The organism is Rhodococcus sp. DMF-1 (genome assembly GCF_021441945.1).
GTDB classification, from domain to species: Bacteria; Actinomycetota; Actinomycetes; order Mycobacteriales; family Mycobacteriaceae; genus Rhodococcus; species Rhodococcus ruber.
Genome location: NZ_CP090442.1, coordinates 2041538 through 2060636 on the forward strand (window position 1 = coordinate 2041538; position 19099 = coordinate 2060636).

18 protein-coding genes are annotated in these 19099 nt (G+C 71.9%); 1 reads left to right on the plus strand and 17 read right to left on the minus strand.

Features of this window, described 5'->3' with window-relative positions; all coding sequences use genetic code 11:
- Positions 1-10: 10 nt before the first annotated feature.
- Entirely contained in the window at positions 11-628 is a 618-nt protein-coding gene (gene lspA / locus LZP97_RS09320) for a signal peptidase II (RefSeq protein ID WP_010594402.1), read from the minus strand.
- 66 nt (positions 629-694) lie between these two features.
- Between lspA and LZP97_RS09325 the strand changes: the two genes are divergently transcribed.
- The gene (locus LZP97_RS09325; protein ID WP_371851031.1) at positions 695-1639 is read left to right on the plus strand and encodes a hypothetical protein; all 945 of its coding nucleotides are present in this window, start codon (positions 695-697) and stop codon (positions 1637-1639) included.
- A gap of 64 nt (positions 1640-1703) precedes the next feature.
- On the opposite strand, the gene LZP97_RS09330 is transcribed toward LZP97_RS09325, so the two are convergent.
- The 16 genes from LZP97_RS09330 to murD form a co-directional block, all read right to left on the minus strand.
- Complete coding sequence (locus LZP97_RS09330; protein ID WP_017682384.1) at positions 1704-2252, minus strand: hypothetical protein; 549 nt, start codon at positions 2250-2252, stop codon at positions 1704-1706.
- Between the two features lie 91 nt (positions 2253-2343).
- Entirely contained in the window at positions 2344-3687 is a 1344-nt protein-coding gene (locus tag LZP97_RS09335) for a DNA polymerase IV (protein WP_017682385.1), read from the minus strand.
- Between the two features lie 28 nt (positions 3688-3715).
- Complete coding sequence (locus LZP97_RS09340; protein WP_234575009.1) at positions 3716-3898, minus strand: hypothetical protein; 183 nt, start codon at positions 3896-3898, stop codon at positions 3716-3718.
- Positions 3895-7047, minus strand: coding sequence for an isoleucine--tRNA ligase (gene ileS / locus LZP97_RS09345; protein WP_234575010.1), 3153 nt, complete (start codon positions 7045-7047; stop codon positions 3895-3897). Before ileS ends, LZP97_RS09340 begins: the two co-directional genes overlap by 4 nt.
- Before the next feature lie 289 nt (positions 7048-7336).
- Entirely contained in the window at positions 7337-7558 is a 222-nt protein-coding gene (locus tag LZP97_RS09350) for a hypothetical protein (RefSeq protein WP_010594396.1), read from the minus strand.
- A 42-nt stretch (positions 7559-7600) separates the two neighbouring features.
- A complete protein-coding gene (gene wag31, locus LZP97_RS09355; protein ID WP_010594395.1) occupies positions 7601-8452 on the minus strand; it encodes a DivIVA-like cell division protein Wag31 in 852 nt (283 codons plus the stop codon).
- Between the two features lie 148 nt (positions 8453-8600).
- Positions 8601-8891 carry a YggT family protein gene (locus LZP97_RS09360; RefSeq protein ID WP_003938221.1) on the minus strand — a complete coding sequence of 97 codons (291 nt, stop codon included), beginning with the start codon at positions 8889-8891 and terminating at the stop codon, positions 8601-8603.
- 114 nt (positions 8892-9005) lie between these two features.
- A complete protein-coding gene (locus tag LZP97_RS09365; protein ID WP_003938220.1) occupies positions 9006-9674 on the minus strand; it encodes a cell division protein SepF in 669 nt (222 codons plus the stop codon).
- A 31-nt stretch (positions 9675-9705) separates the two neighbouring features.
- On the minus strand, positions 9706-10443 hold the full coding sequence (locus LZP97_RS09370) for a YggS family pyridoxal phosphate-dependent enzyme (RefSeq protein ID WP_010594394.1): 738 nt from the start codon (positions 10441-10443) through the stop codon (positions 9706-9708).
- A gap of 100 nt (positions 10444-10543) precedes the next feature.
- Positions 10544-11299, minus strand: a complete 756-nt coding sequence (gene pgeF / locus LZP97_RS09375) for a peptidoglycan editing factor PgeF (RefSeq protein WP_167522736.1) — start codon at positions 11297-11299, stop codon at positions 10544-10546.
- Complete coding sequence (ftsZ, locus tag LZP97_RS09380) at positions 11296-12492, minus strand: cell division protein FtsZ (RefSeq protein WP_017681763.1); 1197 nt, start codon at positions 12490-12492, stop codon at positions 11296-11298. The genes pgeF and ftsZ overlap by 4 nt, the downstream gene beginning before the upstream one ends.
- A gap of 201 nt (positions 12493-12693) precedes the next feature.
- On the minus strand, positions 12694-13428 hold the full coding sequence (locus LZP97_RS09385) for a cell division protein FtsQ/DivIB (RefSeq protein ID WP_082061288.1): 735 nt from the start codon (positions 13426-13428) through the stop codon (positions 12694-12696).
- Positions 13425-14957 (minus strand): UDP-N-acetylmuramate--L-alanine ligase, encoded by a 1533-nt coding sequence (gene murC, locus LZP97_RS09390; RefSeq protein WP_010594390.1) that lies wholly within the window; start codon positions 14955-14957, stop codon positions 13425-13427. The genes LZP97_RS09385 and murC overlap by 4 nt, the downstream gene beginning before the upstream one ends.
- The gene (gene murG, locus LZP97_RS09395) at positions 14954-16108 is read right to left on the minus strand and encodes an undecaprenyldiphospho-muramoylpentapeptide beta-N-acetylglucosaminyltransferase (RefSeq protein WP_140188661.1); all 1155 of its coding nucleotides are present in this window, start codon (positions 16106-16108) and stop codon (positions 14954-14956) included. Before murG ends, murC begins: the two co-directional genes overlap by 4 nt.
- The gene (gene ftsW / locus LZP97_RS09400; protein WP_010594388.1) at positions 16105-17595 is read right to left on the minus strand and encodes a putative lipid II flippase FtsW; all 1491 of its coding nucleotides are present in this window, start codon (positions 17593-17595) and stop codon (positions 16105-16107) included. Before ftsW ends, murG begins: the two co-directional genes overlap by 4 nt.
- On the minus strand, positions 17592-19097 hold the full coding sequence (gene murD, locus LZP97_RS09405) for a UDP-N-acetylmuramoyl-L-alanine--D-glutamate ligase (RefSeq protein ID WP_010594387.1): 1506 nt from the start codon (positions 19095-19097) through the stop codon (positions 17592-17594). The genes ftsW and murD overlap by 4 nt, the downstream gene beginning before the upstream one ends.
- Positions 19098-19099 lie beyond the last annotated feature (2 nt).

Genomic DNA, 19099 nt, shown 5'->3' on the forward strand with positions numbered 1-19099 from the left:
CGGGTTTCTCTCACTGGTGTGCTTCCTTTCTGCTGCTGCGGGCGGAGTCGGTCTTGCGTGAGCCGTCCGGTTCGATGCCGAAGACGGTCAGCGCGACGAGCAGGATCGCGCCGCAGACGATGGCGGAATCGGCGACGTTGAACACCGGCCACCAGCCGACGGATACGAAGTCGACGACGTGCCCCTGCAGCGGGCCCGGGGACCGGAAGATCCGGTCGACCAGATTACCCAGCGCTCCGCCGAGGACGAGTCCGAGTCCCAGGGCCCACCACCCCGACCGCAACGTGCGGCCGATCCGGACCACACCCACCACGACGGCGACCGCGACGAGGGTCAGCAGCCACGTCATGCCGGTCGCCATGGAGAAGGCGGCACCCGGGTTGCGCACCAGCGTCAACGTCACCGTGTCCCCGACGACGGAGATCGGGTCGGCCGGGTCGATGTAGTGGACCGCGAGGATCTTCGTGAGCAGATCGAGGCCGAAGACCACCGCGGCGAGGGCGAGCAGCGCACGCAGTCGCCGGACCGGCGCGGGCGCATCCTTCCCCGGGGAGTCGGCCGGCGCCGACGCACTCGGTTCCGCGACGGTGTCGGGGTGGGCATCGTGCTCGGTGGGGTCGTCGGTCACCTTGTCATCATCCCCCATCGGAGGAGCACGACGGCCACCCCGCCCGCCGTGGCTACCCTGGGGTGCGTGCCTGTGCTGCCCAGATTCGCCCGCCCGAGGGCCCGCTCCCTCGGTGTGGCCCTGTCCCTGACCACCCTTCTCGCCGGGTGTGGCAACTCCGCCGACGGCGCGGCCCCTGCCTCGACGGCGACCTCGACGGAGGTCACGGTGCCCGTCGCCGCGGTCACCGCGGTGGTCCTGGACCCGGGGGCCGAGCCGCGCAGCCGGATCCGTCTCACCCCGCCCGCCGGCACAACCCAGCAGGTGGCGCTCACGACGTCCTCGCAGGTCTTCCAGTCGATCGGTGATCAGCCGGAGCAGGATTTCTCCACCCCCGAACTGACGTTGCCGCTCACCGCAACCGTGGGCGAAGCCGTGTCGGACACCGCGCCGAGCAGCCTGGTGGACCTGCGGATCGCGGATGCGACATCCCCGGACGCGGCCCTCGCCGCGGCGCTCGGTCCCGCCGAGGGATCCGAGGCGGGGCTGACGATGTCGCCGTCCGGGGCGGTGAGCGCGCTGCGGCTCGACCCCACCCCGGACTCCGCGGACATCGCCCGCTCGGCCGTCGAACAGGCCTTCTACCAGGCCGTGTACCGGATGGTGTCGTTCCCCGAGGACGAGATCGGCGTGGGTGCCGTGTGGGAGATCCACCAGCAGGTGATGAGCGGGATGGCGCTCGATCAGGTCGCCACCGCGAGCCTGCTCGAACGGGACGGCGACCGGCTGACCGTGCAGTTGCGCATCACGCAGACCCCACGGGAGTCCACCTGGGCTCTGCCGAACGGGTCCGGCCAGTTGAACATCGACCGGTACGAGATGACAGGCGAGGGCACGATGACGATCGACCTGGGCCGGCCGCTCCCGATCGCCGGGGATCTGACTGTCGGCGGTGAACAGGCCTACAGCGATCCCGCGGGCACCACGCGCCTGGCACAGACCCTGGTGGACCGGGTGCGCTGGCAGTCCTGAGCGCCCGCCGGACGTGACGGCGGCCGGGGCGGAATCTCCGCCCCGGCCGCCGCGTCGGTCTTCGTCAGGCGCAGGCGGGCGACTGCAGCTGAGCGGTCGCGACGATGGCGCAGGCGTTGTTCTTCGACAGCTTCCACACGCCGTCCTCGGCGACGAAGTCGACGGTGCCGACGGCGGGCTGCTGCGCACCGGCCAGCAGGGTCTCGATTCCGGCGGTGACCGTGCCGTTCTGGTTGTCGTTGACGTCCAGGACGGTGATCTGCGCGCCGGCCTGCTCGGCGGCGGCGGCGACCTGGTCGATCAGTGCCGGATCCTGCTCGGCGCCCTGCACGAGGTTCACCTTCTCCTCGGCCGGGACGGTCTCGTCGAACGCCTTGGCCAGCATGGCGTTGAGATCCTCGACGGTCGGCACCGGCGGGTACTGCGCGACGGCCGTCGTGGTGCTGGTGGTGGTCTTCGCCGAGGTCGAGGTCGAGCTACCTCCGTCGTCCGAGCTGCAGGCGGACATCGTGAGGGCGGCGGCCACAGCCACCGTGGCGACAGTGATCTTGCGAAGCTTCAAGTTCTCGTCCTTCTCGTTCTCGATCGTGCACGGATACCGTGCTCGGTTCATCCAGCAGCGGATGCTCCACCGGGACAGCGGATCGCCCGTAAGCGTACCCGGCGGTAGTAAGAAGACTTTGAGAGCGGCGGGGCACGCGCATTCACCCGAGGGCGGCGAGCGGATCGGCCTCGGACAGGGCGGGATCGTTCTCGTCGAGGGTGCGGGCCGGGCCCGGTCCGGACGAGCGGGTCTCGAAGCGGACCGTCACCACGCCGTGTCCGGCGCCCTGCACCCAGCCGTGCCCGAATTCCGGATGCCGCACGTCCGTGCCGGGACGCCACCGCGGTCCCGCCGGCGGCGCGGCCCGCTCGGGCCGGACCTGCGGCGACGATTCCACCGTGCCCTCCGGGGCCTGCTCGAGCTCGGGAAAGAGCGAGTCCTGCCGGATGCTGGACAACCCGGCGAGGCCGACACCGACGAGGCGGATCGCGCCGATCTCGAGCGGATCGAGCACGAGCCGCTGCGCCGCCGCCGTGAGCGTCGCCACGTCCTCGGTGGCGTACGGCAACGTCGACGACCGGGTGAGGATGCTCATGTCGGCCTTGCGCAACTTGAGCACGACGGTCCGGGCGGCGCGACCGTCGCGCCGCAGCCGGCGGTGCGCGGCGTCGGCGGCGGTGGTGACGGCGCGTCGCAGCTCGGCGAGCGTGACGATGTCGGTCTGGTACGTCGTCTCGGCGCTGACCTGCTTGGCGTCGGCGCGTTCGAGGACCGGCCGATCGTCGTGCCCACCGGCGAGCCGGTGCAGCGCAGGACCGACCGTCGCACCCAGGATCGACGCCGCCTCCGCGACCGGCAGCGCCGCCAGGTCCCCGATCGTGTCGATCCCCAGCCGGCGCAGCCGCTCCTCCGACACCGGTCCGATCCCCCACAGCTTGCGCACGGGCAGACCGTGCAGCAGTGCCAGCTCCTCCTCGGGCCGCACGACCAGCGCTCCGTCGGGCTTGGCGAGGCCCGAGGCGATCTTGGCGATCTGTTTGCCGGAGCCGGCGCCGACGGAGGCGACGAGACCGGTGCGGTCCCGCACCTGTTCACGCAGCCGCGCACAGAACCCTTCCACCTCCCGGTGCGCGGCGCCGGCGAGTTCGGCGGGCTCGGCGAACGCCTCGTCGAGCGACAGCGTCTCGAGCACGGGGATCTGTTCGCGCAGCACCTCGAACACGGTGTGACTGAGGGTCTGGTAGAGCACGCCCCGCGGCGGCAGCACCACCGCCGCGGGCCCCACCAGCCGGCGCGCGCGGCTCATCGGCATCGCCGACCGCGCCCCGAAGACCCGAGCCTCGTAGCTGGCACCGGCGACCACGCCGCGCGCGCCGAGACCGCCGACGAGCACCGGTCGCCCCCGAAGGGTCGGCCGGGTCAGTTGCTCGGCCGAGGCGAAGAAGGCGTCGAGGTCCAGGTGCAGGACCCAACGTCCACCGCCGCGAGTCACCACGTCGGACACCCGCGAATCTTCGCCCCTCGCACCGACATCACGCCCGCATCGGCGTCACCGCCGTGGCCGCGCCACGCGCCGGGGTCACCGCCGTGGCCGCGCCACGCGCCGGGGTCACCGCCGTGGCCGCGCCACGCGCCGGGGTCACCGCCGTGGCCGCGCCACGCGCCGGGGTCACCGCCGTGGCCGCGCCACGCGCCGGGGTCACCGGGACGCTCATGCCTTGACGATCGCCGCACGCACCCCTTCGCCGAGCTCGAGCGCCCCGTCGCCGGCGGGTGCCAGTTCGAAGCTGGTGGCCAGCACCTCCGAGGCGATGAGCGCGCGGTGCCGCATCGCCCAGTCGGCGCGGTCGGCCGGCACCTCGAACACCACGCCGATGCGGTCCGAGACCTCCAAGCCCAGGTTGCGGCGCGCGTCCTGCAGCTCGCGGATCCGGTCCTTCGCCCAGCCTTCGGCCTCGAGCTCCTCGGTGACCGTGGAGTCCAGCACCACCAGGCCGGCGCCGCCGGGCAGCGCCGCCGTGGACTCCGGCTCCGCCGCCACCAGGCGCGTGGTGTACTCCTCCGGCAGCAGGGCGATGCCGGCGGCGGTGACGGTGCCGTCGTCCGCCTCCGACCAGTCCCCGGCCTTGACCGCCTTGATGACCGTCTGCACGTCCTTGCCGAGGCGCGGTCCCGCGGCGCGGGCGTTGACGACCAGTTCGAAGCGCCCGTGCGCATCGACGTCGTCGGTCAGCTCGACCGACTTCACGTTCACCTCGTCCTGGACGAGATCGGCGAACGGCTGCAGCCGGTGGGCGTCGGGGGCGGCCACGGTGACCTGCGGGAGCGGCAGCCGCACGCGCAGCTTCTGGGCCTTGCGCAGCGAGAGCACCGTCGAGCACACCGCGCGGACCTCGTCCATCGACTCGACCAGGGCCGGGTCGGCCGGCAGCTCCCCGGCCGCCGGCCAGTCCGCCAGATGCACGGAGCGACCGCCGGTCAGGCCCCGCCAGATCACCTCGGTGACCAGCGGCAGCAGCGGGGCCGCCAGGCGGCTGACGACCTCGAGCACGGTGTGCAGGGTGTCGATCGCGTCGGCGTCCTCGTCCCAGAACCGGCTGCGGGAGCGGCGCACGTACCAGTTGGTGAGGGCGTCGCAGAACGTGCGCAGCTCGTCGCAGGCCCCGGCGATGTCGACCACCTCGAGGGCGTCGGTGATCGCGTCGCGGGTGGCAGCGAGCTTGGCCAGGATGTACCGGTCGAGCACGTGCGGCGAGTCGGTGCGCCAGGTGCCGGGCTCGGACGCGTACAGCTGCAGGAAGCTCCACGCGTTCCACAGCGGCAGCAGCGCCTGCCGGACACCCTCGCGGATGCCCTGCTCGGTGACGACGAGGTTGCCGCCGCGCAGGATGGGCGAGGACATCAGGAACCAGCGCATGGCATCGGAGCCGTCGCGGGCGAACACCTCGTTGACATCGGGGTAGTTGCCCTTGGACTTGCTCATCTTCAGCCCGTCGTCGCCGAGCACGATGCCGTGCGCCGCGACGGTCTTGAAGGCGGGCCGGTCGAACAGCGCGGTGGCCAGCACGTGCAGGGTGTAGAACCAGCCGCGGGTCTGCCCGTTGTACTCGACGATGAAATCGCCCGGATAGTGGGAGTCGAACCACCCCTGATTCTCGAACGGGTAGTGCACCTGCGCGAACGGCATCGAGCCCGACTCGAACCAGCAGTCGAGCACCTCGGGCACGCGGCGCATCGTCGACGTCCCGGTCGGGTCGTCCGGGTTGGGCCGGGTCAGCTCGTCGATCATCGGCCGGTGCAGGTCGGCCGGGCGCACCCCGAAGTCGCGTTCGAGTTCGTCGAGGGAGCCGTAGACGTCGATCCGCGGGTAGGCCGGGTCGTCCGAGACCCACACCGGAATCGGGCTGCCCCAGTAGCGGTTCCGGCTGATGTTCCAGTCGCGGGCACCTTCGAGCCACTTGCCGAACTGTCCGTCGCGGATGTGCTCGGGCACCCAGGTGATCTGCTTGTTCAACTCCACCATGCGGTCCCGGAACTGGGTGACGGCGACGAACCACGACGGCACCGCCATGTAGATCAGCGGTTGCCCGGACCGCCACGAGTGCGGGTAGGAGTGCTCGATCGTCTCGTGCCGCAACAGCTTCCCGGCGGCCTTGAGGTCCTTGATGATCACCGGGTTGGCGTCGAAGACCTGCAGCCCCTCGTAGGGCGGGACCATCGCGGTGAACTTCCCGCCCGGATCGAGCGGCTGCACCAGTTCGATGCCGTTGCGCTGGCAGTACTCCATGTCTTCTTCACCGAAAGCCGGTGCCAAGTGCACGATTCCGGTGCCGGAGTCGGTGGTGACATAGTCGGCGGCGATGATCCGGTGGGCGTTCTCGCGGCCCACGAAGAAGTCGAACGGCGGCTCGTAGGCCAGACCCACGAGGTCGGCGCCGGAATAGCGGCCGAGCACCTCGGGTTCGTCACCGAGTTCGCGCGCGTAGTGACCGACCCGCTCCTGCGCGAGCACGTAGGTCTTGCCGTCGGCGCCGCGCACGCCGACGTACTCGATGTCGGGATGCACCGCGATCGCGAGGTTGGACGGCAGGGTCCACGGCGTGGTGGTCCAGATCAGCGCGCACGCGCCGTCGAGCTCGGAGCCGGGGGCGCGCAGCACCATGTCCACGGTCACCGCCGGGTCCTGGCGCATCTTGTACGCGTCGTCGAGCCGGGTCTCCTGGTTCGACAGCGGGGTCTGCTCGTACCACGAGTAGGGCAGCACCCGGAAGCCCTGGTAGATCAGGCCCTTGTCGTAGAGCCGCTTGAAGGCCCACATGACCGACTCCATGAAGTCCAGGTCCAGGGTCTTGTAGTCGTTGTCGAAGTCCACCCAGCGGGCCTGCCGGGTGACGTAGTCGCGCCACTCCCCGGTGTACCGCAGCACCGACGTCTTGCAGTAGGCGTTGAACTCGGCGAGTCCCATCGTGTCGATCTGGGACTTGTCCGTGATCCCGAGCTGCTTCTCCGCCTCGAGCTCGGCGGGCAGGCCGTGACAGTCCCAGCCGAAGCGCCGCTCGACCTTCTTCCCGCGCATCGTCTGGAAGCGTGGGATCAGGTCCTTGACGTAACCGGTGAGCAGGTGGCCGTAGTGCGGCAGACCGTTCGCGAAGGGTGGGCCGTCGTAGAAGACGAATTCCTCGGCGCCGTCGCGGTTCGACACCGAGGCGCGGAAGGTGTCGTCCTTCGTCCACCCGTCGAGGACCTCGACCTCGAGCTCGGGGAAATCGACGCCCGAATCCTTGGCCACCCCGTAGTCGACGAGCGGGTACTTGCCGGTCGGCGCGACCGGGGCCTGCGGGGTGTCGGGGGTGCTCTTCGTCACAGCGTGACTCCTCGTGCCTAGACGTGTCCGGCACGGGGACGATCACCGCGCACTGTGCGCCGGCAACCGCGGTACCACCCCGCTTGCACCGTCCCTCCGGGCTCTGCCGGCGGGACGGGCCTCTCGTTCGGGCTGTGACGGGCCCACCCGTTCGGTTCTACTGAGCAGTGCCGGTCGGCACGGCCGTTCTTCCGAAGGCTCCCCGGTGATGGCCGGATCGTCGCCGTCCCCGGCGGCCGCCGGGGCAGGACTACAGAGTCTGTCCTCGAACTATTCTATGCCGCCGCGCTCACTCGCCGGCATCGCGTCCCCCGCGACGCCGGTCCGGTTCGGCTGCCGTCGCCGTCGGGGGCGCGGTCCGCTTGCCGCCCAGCGCGCTGATCAGCAGCAGGACCGCGCCCACCACACACACGACGATGCAACCCCAGGCCCACAGCACGGAGCCCGTCATGAGCGCCACGACGAGCATGCCGAAGCCGACGGCTGCGAGGGAGAGCGTCACCACCAGCACGGCGCACCCTCCTCCGAACCCGGCATCGGACCCCCGCCTCGATCAGCTGTTGCCCTTGGCGAAGGACGTAGACCCGAACGAGGAGTTCGACTGGTTGAACGCCTCCTGGCCGCCGTCGACCGGCACGGCGGAGCCGCGCTGCTCGAGTTCCTCGAGCTGGGATTCGAGGTAGGACTTCAGGCGCACCCGGTACTCACGTTCGAACGTCTTGAGCTGCTCGATGCGACCCTCGAGCACCGAACGCTGCTGGTTGATGGTCGCCATGATCTCGGTGTGCTTCTTCTCCGCGTCCGCCTGCAGCGCGTCGGCCTTCTCCTTGGCCTGGCGCAGCTGCGTCTCCGAACGGGTCCGGGCGTCGGCCAGCATCGCCTCGGACTTCTGCCGCGCGTCCGCGATCATCGCCTCGCTGCGAGTGCGCGCATCGGAGATGAGCTGCTCGGAGTTGGTGCGGGCGTTGCGCAGCAGTTCCTCGGCCTCGGTCTTGGCGTCGCCGGTGAGGCGGTCCGCCATCTCCTGGGCCAGACCGAGCACCTTGGCCGCCTGCATGCTCGCGTCCGCGGAGGCCGGTGCGGCCGCGACCGGTGCGGGCGCCGGCGCCGGCGCCGGAGCGGGCGCGGGCTCCGGCGGCTTCGGCGCCTCGACGACGCGCGCGGGTTCCGGTTTGGCGGCCGGGGCCGGAGCCCCACCGGAACGGGCACCCTTCTTGGCCTCGGCCAGCTCCTGGTCGAGCTCGGCCACCCGCTGCCGCAGGTCGGCGTTCTCCTCGATCAGGTGGGTCAGTTCCTGCTCGACGAGATCCAGGAATGCGTCGACCTCGTCCTCGTTGTAACCACGCTTTCCGATCGGCGGCTTGCTGAACGCGACATTGTGCACATCAGCTGGGGTCAGCGGCATGGAAGGATCCCTTCACGCGTCGTGTGAGCGGTCAAGCAAGCATTCAGTTATATCCACAGTGCGTCACGCGTATCAAACTCACTGTAACTGGCACCCCATTCTGGCACAGGGCGGCTTTCACGCGGATCGTCCGAGCAGGTGTCGGCCGTCAGAGCGTCCCACCTCGGGGAATGAATGCCATGAGGAAGTAGACGATGAAGAGCAGCACCATGATGGACAGATCCAGTCGCACCCCGCCGAGATTCAGCGGAGGAATGAGCCGGCGCAACAGTTTCACCGGCGGATCGGTGACCGTGAAGATTGCCTCGAGAACGACGACGACGAATCCCGTCGGCTTCCAGTCCCGCGCGAACGTCCGGATGAACTCGACGATGATCCGGCCGATCAGCAGCAGCCAGAAAATGAACAGCAGGAACCAGAGCACCTCGAATACGGCCACCCGCCCACTCTGCCCGACGACGGCGCATCGAGCCAAACCGAAACGCCCGGCATCCGGTGTTGCACACCGGGCACCGGGCGTCGACCGTGCCGGGAACCGCCGCGGCGGATCAGGTCACTGCTGGTTGTAGAACCCCGTCTCCGCGATCCGGCGGCGTTCCTCGGCGGAGACGTCGATGTCCGCCGGGGACAGCAGGAACACCTTCGTGGCGACCTTGTCGAACGAACCGCGCAGCGCGAAGGCCAACCCGGCCGCGAAGTCGACGAGCCGCTTGGCGTCGGCGTTGCTCATCTCGACCAGGTCCATGATCACCGGGGTGCCGTCGCGGAACCGCTCACCGATCGTGCGGGCCTCGCCGTAGTCCCGGGGACGCAGCGTGGTGATCTTCGACAACGGGCCTCCCTCGTCGAACAGCGCGCCGCGACGGGCCTCGGACCGTTCCAGGCGGCCCTCGGAACCGAGCGACGACCGCGCGGCGGCGCGGGCCGGCGGCGGGGTCGGGCGCGGTGCGCGGGCCGTGATCGGCTCCACGCGCGCCGCCCGCACGGGCGGCTCGTAACGATCGAAACCGTCCGGTTCGAAGTCGCGGCCGGCATCCTCCCGCCGCGACGCCTTGTACTCGTCCCGGTGCGACGGTCCGTAACCACCGCCCGCGTACGGCGGCTCGTCGTAGTCCCGGTCGCGCTCGCGGCGGGCGCTCGCGGGGTCGTCGAGGTAGTCGTCCTCGTACTCCTCGAGCGGCACCATCCCGAAGTACGCCTTGAACTTGTGGAGTGAGCTCATGGATCAACCTTCCTCGCGCGGCGGTCGCCACTCAGGCTAACGGCCGCGCGCCCAACACCGCGGTTCCGACACGCACGCACGTCGAACCCCATCGCACCGCCGCCTCGAGGTCGCCGGACATCCCGGCCGACAGTTCGGTGGCCTCGGGATGATCGGAACGCAGCGCGGCATGGAGCCCGGCGAGCCGTTCGAAGGCGGCGTCCGGGTCCCAGCCCAGCGGCGGCACCGCCATGAGCCCGCGCAACGCGAGCCCGGCGGTCCCGGCGATCTCGTCCGCGAGCGCGCGCAGGTCGGCGGAGCTCACCCCGCCTCGCTGCGGGTCGTCGTCGAGACTGACCTGCAGCAGGACGGACAGCGGCGTGTCGCGGTCACCGGAATCCCGCGCGGCCCGCGCACCGGAGTCCAGTGCGTGCGCCAGCCGGGCGCTGTCGACCGAGTGCACGGTGTGGGCCCAGCGGGCCACGGCACGCGCCTTGTTGCGTTGCACCCGGCCGATCATATGCCAAGCGACGGCAGGATCGGTTGTCCGCGAACGGAATTCGGCAACCTTCGCGGTTGCCTCCTGTTCCCGGGATTCACCGAAGGCGCGGCACCCGAGTCCGTAGAGGATCTCCACGTCGGAGACCGGGAAGAACTTCGTCACCGGCAGCAGCGCGATCTCCGCCGGGTCGCGGCCCGCCGCCCGGGCCGCGGCGTCGAGCCGCTCGTGTGCCCGGCGCAGTCCGTCGGCGATCTCGGCACGCCGCGCGTCGGCGTCCGCTGCGGTCACCTGCCACCTCCGGCGGCGGGGTTCATCGGCCACCTCCGGCGGCGGGGCTCATCGGCCACCTCCGGCGGCGGGGCTCATCGGCCACCTCCGGCGGCGGGGCTCATCGGCCACCTCCGGCGGCGGGGTCCGGTCCGGCCTCGAGCCAGATCACCGCCGCCAGCCGTCCGGTCGGCGCCTGCCGGCGATGGCTGAACAACGTCGGATCCTCGATGGTGCATCGGGGATCCTCCGCGACGGCCGTGACGCCGTGTTCGAGCAGTTGCCGTCGCAACCCGGCCCGCAGGTCCAGCGCGGGCGTGCCCGCGACGGTGCGGGTGGCGCTACCGGGCAGATGCGCCTCCACGTCGGCCTGCATCGAAGCGGGCACCTCGTACCGGCGGCCGCTCGCAGCAGGTCCGAGGAACGCGCCGATGCGCTCCGGTCGCGCACCGAGTTCGGTCATCGCGTCCAGGACCCGGGGCACGATCCCCACGCGGGCACCGATCCGGCCCGCGTGCACGGCGGCGATCACGCCCGCCTCCTCGTCGGACAGCAGCACCGGCACGCAGTCCGCACTCAACGTGACGAGCGCGAGACCGGGCTCGCGCGTGACCAGCGCGTCGGTCGCGGGCACCGGGCCGCGGACCGGGCCGTCCACGACGGTGACGTTGCGACTGTGGATCTGCTCCATCCACACGAGCCGCTCGTAGGGCAGCCCGATCACCGAGGCGAGCCGGCGCCGGTTCGCCTCGACCGCGGCCGGGTCGTCACCCACGTGGTCACCGAGATTGAAAGAGTCGTAGGGCGGGGCGGAGACGCCGCCGGCACGGGTGGTGACGACCCGCCGCGCCCGCAGCACCGGCTGTGTCACCGTCAACGGCGCATGAAGATCGGCACGTCGACGTCGTCGTCGCCGTCCTCGTCCGTCTCGACCGGCCGCGCCGGCTGGGCCGACCCGATCGGCGGGAGGGAGCTGCCCGCGACGGGTTGCTGCTCGCGCGCCGGCATCTCCTCGGCCCGTTCCCGCTCCGAGCGACCGACGTCGCCGGCACGCCCCGCGCCGATGGTGCCGCCGCGCGTTGCGGGGGTCGGCGGGGCCGACTCGACGGGACGTCGCGCCGGGGTGCCGCCGTCGAACCCGGCCGCGATGACGGTGACGCGCACCTCGTCGCCCAGGGAGTCGTCGATGACCGTGCCGAAGATGATGTTCGCGTCGATGTGGGCGGCCTCCTGCACCAGCGAGGCGGCCTCGTTGATCTCGAACAGGCCGAGGTCGGAGCCGCCGGCGATGGACAGCAGCACGCCGCGTGCACCCTCCATCGACGCCTCGAGCAGGGGCGAGTTGATCGCCGCCTCGGCGGCCTTGATGGCCCTGCCCTCGCCCCGGGAGGAACCGATGCCCATCAGGGCGCTGCCGGCGCCGGACATCACGCCCTTGACGTCCGCGAAGTCGACGTTGATCAGGCCCGGGGTGGTGATGAGGTCGGTGATGCCCTGGACACCGTTGAGCAGCACCTCGTCGGCGGAGCGGAACGCGTCCATGAGGCTGACGGCGGCGTCGCCGAGCTGCAGGAGCCGGTCGTTGGGGATGACGATGAGGGTGTCGCACGACTCGCGCAGGGTCTGGATGCCCGTGTCGGCCTGGCTGCCGCGGCGCTTGCCCTCGAACGAGAACGGCCGCGTGACGACGCCGACGGTCAGCGCTCCGAGCTTGCGGGCGATGCTCGCGACCACGGGCGCGCCGCCGGTGCCGGTCCCGCCGCCCTCACCGGCGGTGACGAAGACCATGTCGGCGCCCTTGAGCACCTCTTCGATCTCGTCCTTGTGGTCCTCGGCGGCCTTGCGGCCGACCTCGGGGTCCGCACCGGCGCCGAGCCCCCGGGTGAGTTCGCGGCCGACGTCGAGCTTGACATCGGCGTCGGACATGAGCAGGGCCTGCGCGTCGGTGTTCACCGCGATGAACTCGACTCCCTTGAGTCCCTGTTCGATCATGCGGTTGACCGCGTTCACGCCGCCACCGCCGATACCGACGACCTTGATTACGGCGAGGTAGTTGTGCGGGGGCGTCATGGGCTCTCGCCTTCCTGAGAAATCGGTCACGCTTCGATCATCATCGGTGAGGTACGGACAAACCCTCAACCACAGGTCGATGGTTATGTCAAGTATCTCGACTGGTGCGAAACGCTATGGCACTGTGGCGGCGATCCGCCAGCAGGCGCGCCGACGGCGCGCATGATTTTCGTCCCGGGGCCGCGATCGCCGTCCGCGTCGTCATCGCACCGTCGGCAGGTCGGGCGCCGCCACGTCGTAGGTCTGCCCCGGCTGGGTGAGCAGCGGCAGCACCACCCGGGCCTTGCGATCCGAGCGGTCCACCGTGCCCCACACCACGACCCGGCCGTCGTGCAGGGTGAGCGAGACCTCGGATGCCGACGGAGCGTTCACCTCCCCCACCTGCACACGCAGCTCGGGCGGCAGCGCCGCGAGCACCTCGATCGCCGCGGCCGTCGCCGGGTCGCCGGGACCGGGGGCGGGGGTGACCAGGCGCGGGGTCAGCATGGGCGGCGGCTCGACCGCGAAGTCCACCCCGTCGGCGTCGAGCGAGTGCGTGCCGTCGGGCGCGTCGACGAACACCACTGCCTCCCGCTCGGTCACCGTGACCCGCACGGTGGAGGGGTAGACGCGCTGGACCCGTACGGACGCGGCCCGCGGCAGCGCCGCGACCCGTTGCGCCGCCGCCGCCGTGTCGACCTGCAGCAGCGGTGTGCCCTCCGCGAGTTCGAGACGGGCCAGCACGTCCTCCTGCGGGATCGCCGTCGCCCCCACGACCTCGACGGTCCGCACGGACAGCAGCGGCGACAGCCACGCGATGCCGATCAGGCCGAGCACCGCCGCCACCATTGCCGCACCGATCAGCACCGTCCGCACCCGCACGGACCGGCCCGACGGCCGTCGCGCGGGCCGCGCCGCCCCGCGAGGGCGGATGCGGGTGGTGGCGGCGGGCGTCACGGACCGACCGGTCCCGGTCCGGCGGCAGCTCCCGGCCGCAGCCGGCCGGGCTTGCTGCGCAGGGCATCGAGAATCTGGCGCCCGAGCATGGTCACGTCCCCGGCACCCATGGTGATCACGACGTCGCCGGGACGGCTCAGTCGCGCGACCTGGCGCGGCACGAGGGACAGATCCGGCTGGTAGTGCACGGGCCTGGACACCGACTGCGCGACGAGGGCACCGCTCACGCCCGGTCGCGGCTTCTCGCGCGCCCCGTAGACGTCCAGGACCACGACCTCGTCGGCGAGGTCGAGGGCCGCGCCGAACTCGGTCGCGAAGGTCTCGGTGCGCGAGTACAGGTGTGGCTGGAAGACGACGATCACGCGCGGCCGCTCGGTGCCCGTCTCGGTGTAGCGGACCGGCTCGCCGGCGACCAGCTCCGCGGCCGCGGCGAGAACCGCGCGGACCTCGGTGGGATGGTGGGCGTAGTCGTCGAACACCCGCACGCCGTGTTCGCGGCCGCTGTACTGGAATCGCCGATGCACCCCGCCGAAACCGGCCAGACCCTCGACCGCCTCCTCGACCGGGGCGCCCGCCTCGAGGGAGGCGAGCAGTGCGGCGAGCGCGTTGAGCGCCATGTGCCGGCCGGGAACGGACAGCCGCACCGTGCGCGGTGCCGCCTCGTCGGCCAGGTGGAACTCGGCCACTCCCCCGACGTCCTTGGCCTCCCAGTTGAGCAGACGCACCCCCACCCGCACCCCGTCGACCTCGGCGCCGTCACCGGTCGCCGCCGCCGTGCCGTATCCGGTGACGCGCAGGTCGTCCGGGCGACGGGCCGTCGCGCGTCGCGCCAGGGCGGCCGAGCCGGGGTCGTCGAGGCAGGTCACGAGCAGCCCACCGGGGGCGATACGGTCGACGAAGTCGTCGAACACCTGCACGTACGCCTCTTCGGTGCCGAAGAAGTCGAGGTGGTCGGCCTCGATGTTGGTCACGATCACCACGTCGGGGTCGTACTGGAGGAGCGAACCGTCGCTCTCGTCGGCCTCGGCGACGAACACGTCCCCGCTGCCGTGGTGCGCGTTGGTGCCCGACTCGTTGAGTTCGCCGCCCACGGCGAAGGACGGGTCGAAGCCGCAGTGCTGCAGAGTCACCACCAGCATCGAGGTCGTCGACGTCTTGCCGTGCGTGCCGGCGACCAGGAAGGTGCGGTGCCCGCGCATCAGTGCGGCCAGCACCGCCGGGCGCATCAGGACGGGAACACCGCGTTCGCGGGCGGCGACCAGCTCGGGATTGTCCTGGGGGATCGCGGCGTGCGTCGTCACCACGGCGGTGGGGCCGCCCTCGAGCAGGTCCAGCGCGCTTGCGTCGTGTCCGATGCGCACCGAGGCGCCGCGCGCACGCAACGCCAGCACGCCGCGGCTCTCCTTCGCGTCCGATCCGGAGACCTTCCCGCCGCGAGCGAGCAGGATCCGGGCGATGCCGGACATCCCGGCCCCGCCGATGCCTACCATGTGCACCCGCTCGAGCTCCGGGGGCAGCTGCTCGCTCATCGATCACTCCTGTTCGCTTCCACGCCTGCGACGTCCAGCACGATCCGCGCCACCTCGGCGGCGGCGCTGCGGTGGCCCGCTCCTGCCGCCCGCCGTCCCATCTCGGCCAGGCGGGTGGCGTCACGCAACAGCGGGATCACCGTGTCGGCCACGAACGCCGGGGTCAGTTCCTCGTCCGCCACGATCATCCCACCTCCGGCCGCCACCACCGGCCGGGCGTTGAGTTCCTGCTCTCCGTTGCCGTGCGGCAACGGCACGTACACCGCCGGCAACCCCACCGCGGACACCTCGGCGACGGTCATCGCACCGGAGCGGCAGATCACCGCGTCGGCAGCGGAGTACGCCAGGTCCATCCGTGTCAGGTAGGGCACCGCGACGTAGGGACAACGGTCGTGCTCGGGACGTGCCGGCACGTCGACGGTGTTCTTGGGGCCGTGGGCGTGCAGCACGGCGATGCCCGCGGCGGCGAGCTGCCCGGCGGCACCCGAGACGGCCTCGTTGAGCGAGCGGGCGCCCTGCGAACCGCCGAACACCAGGAGCACCGGCCCGTCCGGGGGCAGCCCGAAGTGGGCCCGGGCCCGGGCGCGCAGCGCGGCGCGGTCCAGCCCCGTGATGGACGACCGGACGGGGATGCCGACGATCTCGGCCTCGCCGCGGCGCACGATGCCCGACCCCGGGACCGCGGCCAGGACGCGGGCCGCGCGCACAGCCCCGATCTTGTTGGCGATACCGGCGCGGGCGTTGGCTTCGTGGACGACGACGGGGATGCGGCGCCGACGGCGCAGCGGCCCGGCACCGGCGGCCAGGTACGCGGGCAGCGCCACGTAGCCGCCGAATCCGACGACGACGTCGGCGTGCACGTGGTCGAGCACCTCGCGGGTCCGGCGAACCGAGGCGAGGACCCGCGCCGGCAGTCGGGCCAGGTCGGCGGTGAGCTTGCGGGGCAGCGGCACCGGGGGGACCAGTTCGAGGGGATAGCCGCGCTGCGGCACGAGGGTGGTCTCCAGTCCCCGTTCGGTGCCCAGCGCGGTGATCGTCGCGGTCGGCACCAACGCGCGGATCGCGTCGGCGACCGCGAGGGCCGGCTCGATGTGCCCGGCGGTGCCGCCCCCGGCCACCACCACGGACAGGGCAGACTGCTCGCCGCTCACCTACGGTTTCCTCGCTCTCCGGTTCGTCCGTCTCTGCTGTCGGTCGTGCGCGCCGGGCGTCTCGCCCGGCGAGGGGCCTGGTCCCGCGGCGTCGCGGACTGTGTCGTGCGCCCGCGCGCGCGTTCGTGAGATGCGCGTTCCGGTGGGGCCGGCCGCTTGCGGACCGCCGTGCCGCTGCCCCGCTCGGCGCCGGCCCGGCGCGGCTCGGCCCGGGCGGGATCGGCACGCCGGTCGAGTCGCACGGCCTCGCCGCGCGCCGGGGTGTACTGCTCCGGTTTCGGCAGCCGCAGCAGCCGTCCGAAGCGGCCGTCCTGCCCGGCGTGCAGGGCGGCGACGGCCTCCGGTTCGTGCCGGGCCGCGTTGGCGATCAGACCGAACATCAGCAGCGTCGTCGCAGTGGAGGTGCCGCCGGCCGAGACCAGCGGAAGCTGCAGTCCGGTCACGGGCAGCAGTCCGACGACGTAGCCGATGTTGATGAACGCCTGTCCGATGATCCAGGTGGTGGCGGTGGCGGTGAGCAACCGCAGGAACGGATCGACCGAGCGCAGCGAGATCCGCAGGCCGGCGTACGCGAACAGACCGAACAGGCCGATCACGGCCAGGCCGCCGAGGAAACCGAGCTCTTCACCGATGATGGCGAAGATGAAGTCGTTGTGGGCGTTGGGCAGGTAGCTCCACTTGGCGCGGCTCTGTCCGAGCCCGCGGCCCCAGAATCCGCCGTCGGCCAGGGAGAACTTCGCCTGGCGTGCCTGGTAGCCGATGCCCTGGGGGTCCGCGCCGGGGTTGAAGAAGGCCCGTACACGTGCGGACCGGTACCCGGCGGTCAGGGCGAGGAGCACCGCGAGCCCGGCGGCGGTACCGACGATCGTCAGGAACACCCGCAGCCGCAGACCCGCGAACCAGAGCAGCGCCAGGACGATGATCGCGAGCGAGACGGTGGTGCCCAGGTCCGGCTGGAGGATGATCAGCAGGGTGACCACGAGGGTGGCCGGGACCAACGGAATCATCATCTCGCGGGTGCTGGAGCGCTCCGCGCGGCGCGACGCGAGCAGGTGCGCACCCCACACGGCGATGGCGATCTTGGCCAGCTCGGAGGGCTGCAGCGACACGCCGGCGACGACGAACCACCCGCGGGTGCCCTGCGACTCCGTGCCGATGCCGGGGATGAGCACCAGGACCAGCAGCACGACGGTGACCGCGAACGCCGGGAACGAGAACCGGCGCAGCACCCGCACCGGAACGATCAGGGCGAGGTAGAAGATGACCAGGCCGAGAGCCGCGAAGATCGCCTGCGAGGTGAACAGGCCGTAGGCCGAACCGTTCGTGGCGACGGCCTCGACACTCGACGACGACAGGACCATCACCAGGCCCAGCACGGTGAGCAGCACCGCGATCGTGACGACCAGGTGGAACGAGGCCAGGGGCCGGGCCAGCCACAGCCCGACCCGGTTCCGCGCCGCCCCGTCGGCGGGCTGCGGCGCGTTCACCGCCGCGTCCCGCCCCCGCGCAGTTGCTCGACCGCGGCGGCGAACGCGCGACCACGCTGCGCGTAGTCGGCGAACATGTCCAGCGACGCCGCGGCCGGCGCCAGCAGCACGGTGTCCCCCGCCGTCGCCAGCGACGCCGCCTCGCGCACCGCGGTCCGCATGGCCTCGGGCCCGTCCACACCCGCGAGCGCCACCCGGCGTGCCGTAGTCGGGACCGTCCCCGGTTCGCTCGTGCTCATCGGTCCATCGTCGCGCGTGTCGAGGACGACCACGGGGACGTCGGGGGCGTGTCGCGCGAGCGCGTCGGCGATGCGGTCGGCGTCCCGGCCGAGCAGCACCACCCCGGCGAGACGGGGGGCGACCTCCGCCACCAGGTCGTCGACGTGGGCGCCCTTGAGCAGGCCGCCGGCGACCCATACCACCCGGTCGTGGGCGAGCAGCGACGTGCGCGCCGCGTGCGGATTGGTGGCCTTCGAATCGTCGATGTACGCGACGCCGTCGACGGTGCCGACGGGGGCGGCGCGGTGCGGTCCGACGCGGTGCCGGCGCAGACCGTCGTGCACGGCGGAGGCGGGGACGTCGATCGCCCGGGCCAGTGCCGCGGCGGCGAGCGCGTCGGACAGGCCGGCGGGCCCGGCCGGGGTCACGTCGGCGACCGCAGCGAGCACTGCGGAGTCGGCGAACGCGCGGTCGACCAGAACGTCGCCACTGATGCCGAGCTCACCGGCCTGCGGGTAGCCGAGGGTGAAGCCGACCGTGACGACGGCCCGCGACCGGTCGCGCAGGCTCCCGGCGATCGGATCGTCGAGGCCGAGCACGCCGACGGTGCCGGCCAGCGCTCGCGCCTTGGCGTCGATGTAGCCCGCCATCCCGCCGTGCCAGTCCAGGTGGTCCTCGGCGATGTTGAGGATCACGCCGGCCTCGGGCCGCACCGACGGCGCCCAGTGCAGCTGGAACGACGACAGTTCGACGGCGAGGACGTCGGCGCGGGGTTCTGTGCGGCGCAGCGCGTCGAGCACGGGCAGGCCGATGTTGCCGCACGCCACGGACGCGAGCCCCGAAGCCTCGAGAATCGACTGCAGCATCATCGTCGTCGTGGTCTTGCCGTTGGTGCCGGTGACGACGAGCCAGCGCCGCGGCGGGCCGTAGATCTCGGCCTGGTCGATGCGCCAGGACAGTTCGATGTCCCCCCAGATCGGCACGGCCGCCCCCGCGGCGTGCGAGAGCAGCGGTGCGTCCGGCGCGAAGCCGGGGCTGGTCACGACCAGGGCGTATGCATGCAGCGACGAGGCGTCCGCGACGAGGTCGTCGAGATCGACGGTGTCGGCACCGAGTTCGCGGCAGCGCGCGAGGGCCTGCGGGTCGCGGTCGGCCACGGTCACCGCCGCGCCGAGGTCCGCGAGGGGCCCGAGGGTGGCGCGGCCGGACATCCCGCCCCCGGCGACGAGCACGCGGGCGCCGCGGAGCCGGTCGAGGTCTTGGCGGCGCAGTTCGTCAGTCACGG

Excerpts from the sequence above, each read along its gene's own strand:
- LZP97_RS09330 (WP_017682384.1), bottom strand. The coding sequence starts at position 2,252 with ATGAACCGAGCACGGTATCCGTGCACGATCGAGAACGAGAAGGACGAG.
- LZP97_RS09340 (WP_234575009.1), bottom strand. The coding sequence starts at position 3,898 with ATGAGCGTCCCGGTGACCCCGGCGCGTGGCGCGGCCACGGCGGTGACC.
- wag31 (WP_010594395.1), bottom strand. The coding sequence starts at position 8,452 with ATGCCGCTGACCCCAGCTGATGTGCACAATGTCGCGTTCAGCAAGCCG.
- LZP97_RS09365 (WP_003938220.1), bottom strand. The coding sequence starts at position 9,674 with ATGAGCTCACTCCACAAGTTCAAGGCGTACTTCGGGATGGTGCCGCTC.
- ftsZ (WP_017681763.1), bottom strand. The coding sequence starts at position 12,492 with ATGACGCCCCCGCACAACTACCTCGCCGTAATCAAGGTCGTCGGTATC.
- murC (WP_010594390.1), bottom strand. The coding sequence starts at position 14,957 with ATGAGCGAGCAGCTGCCCCCGGAGCTCGAGCGGGTGCACATGGTAGGC.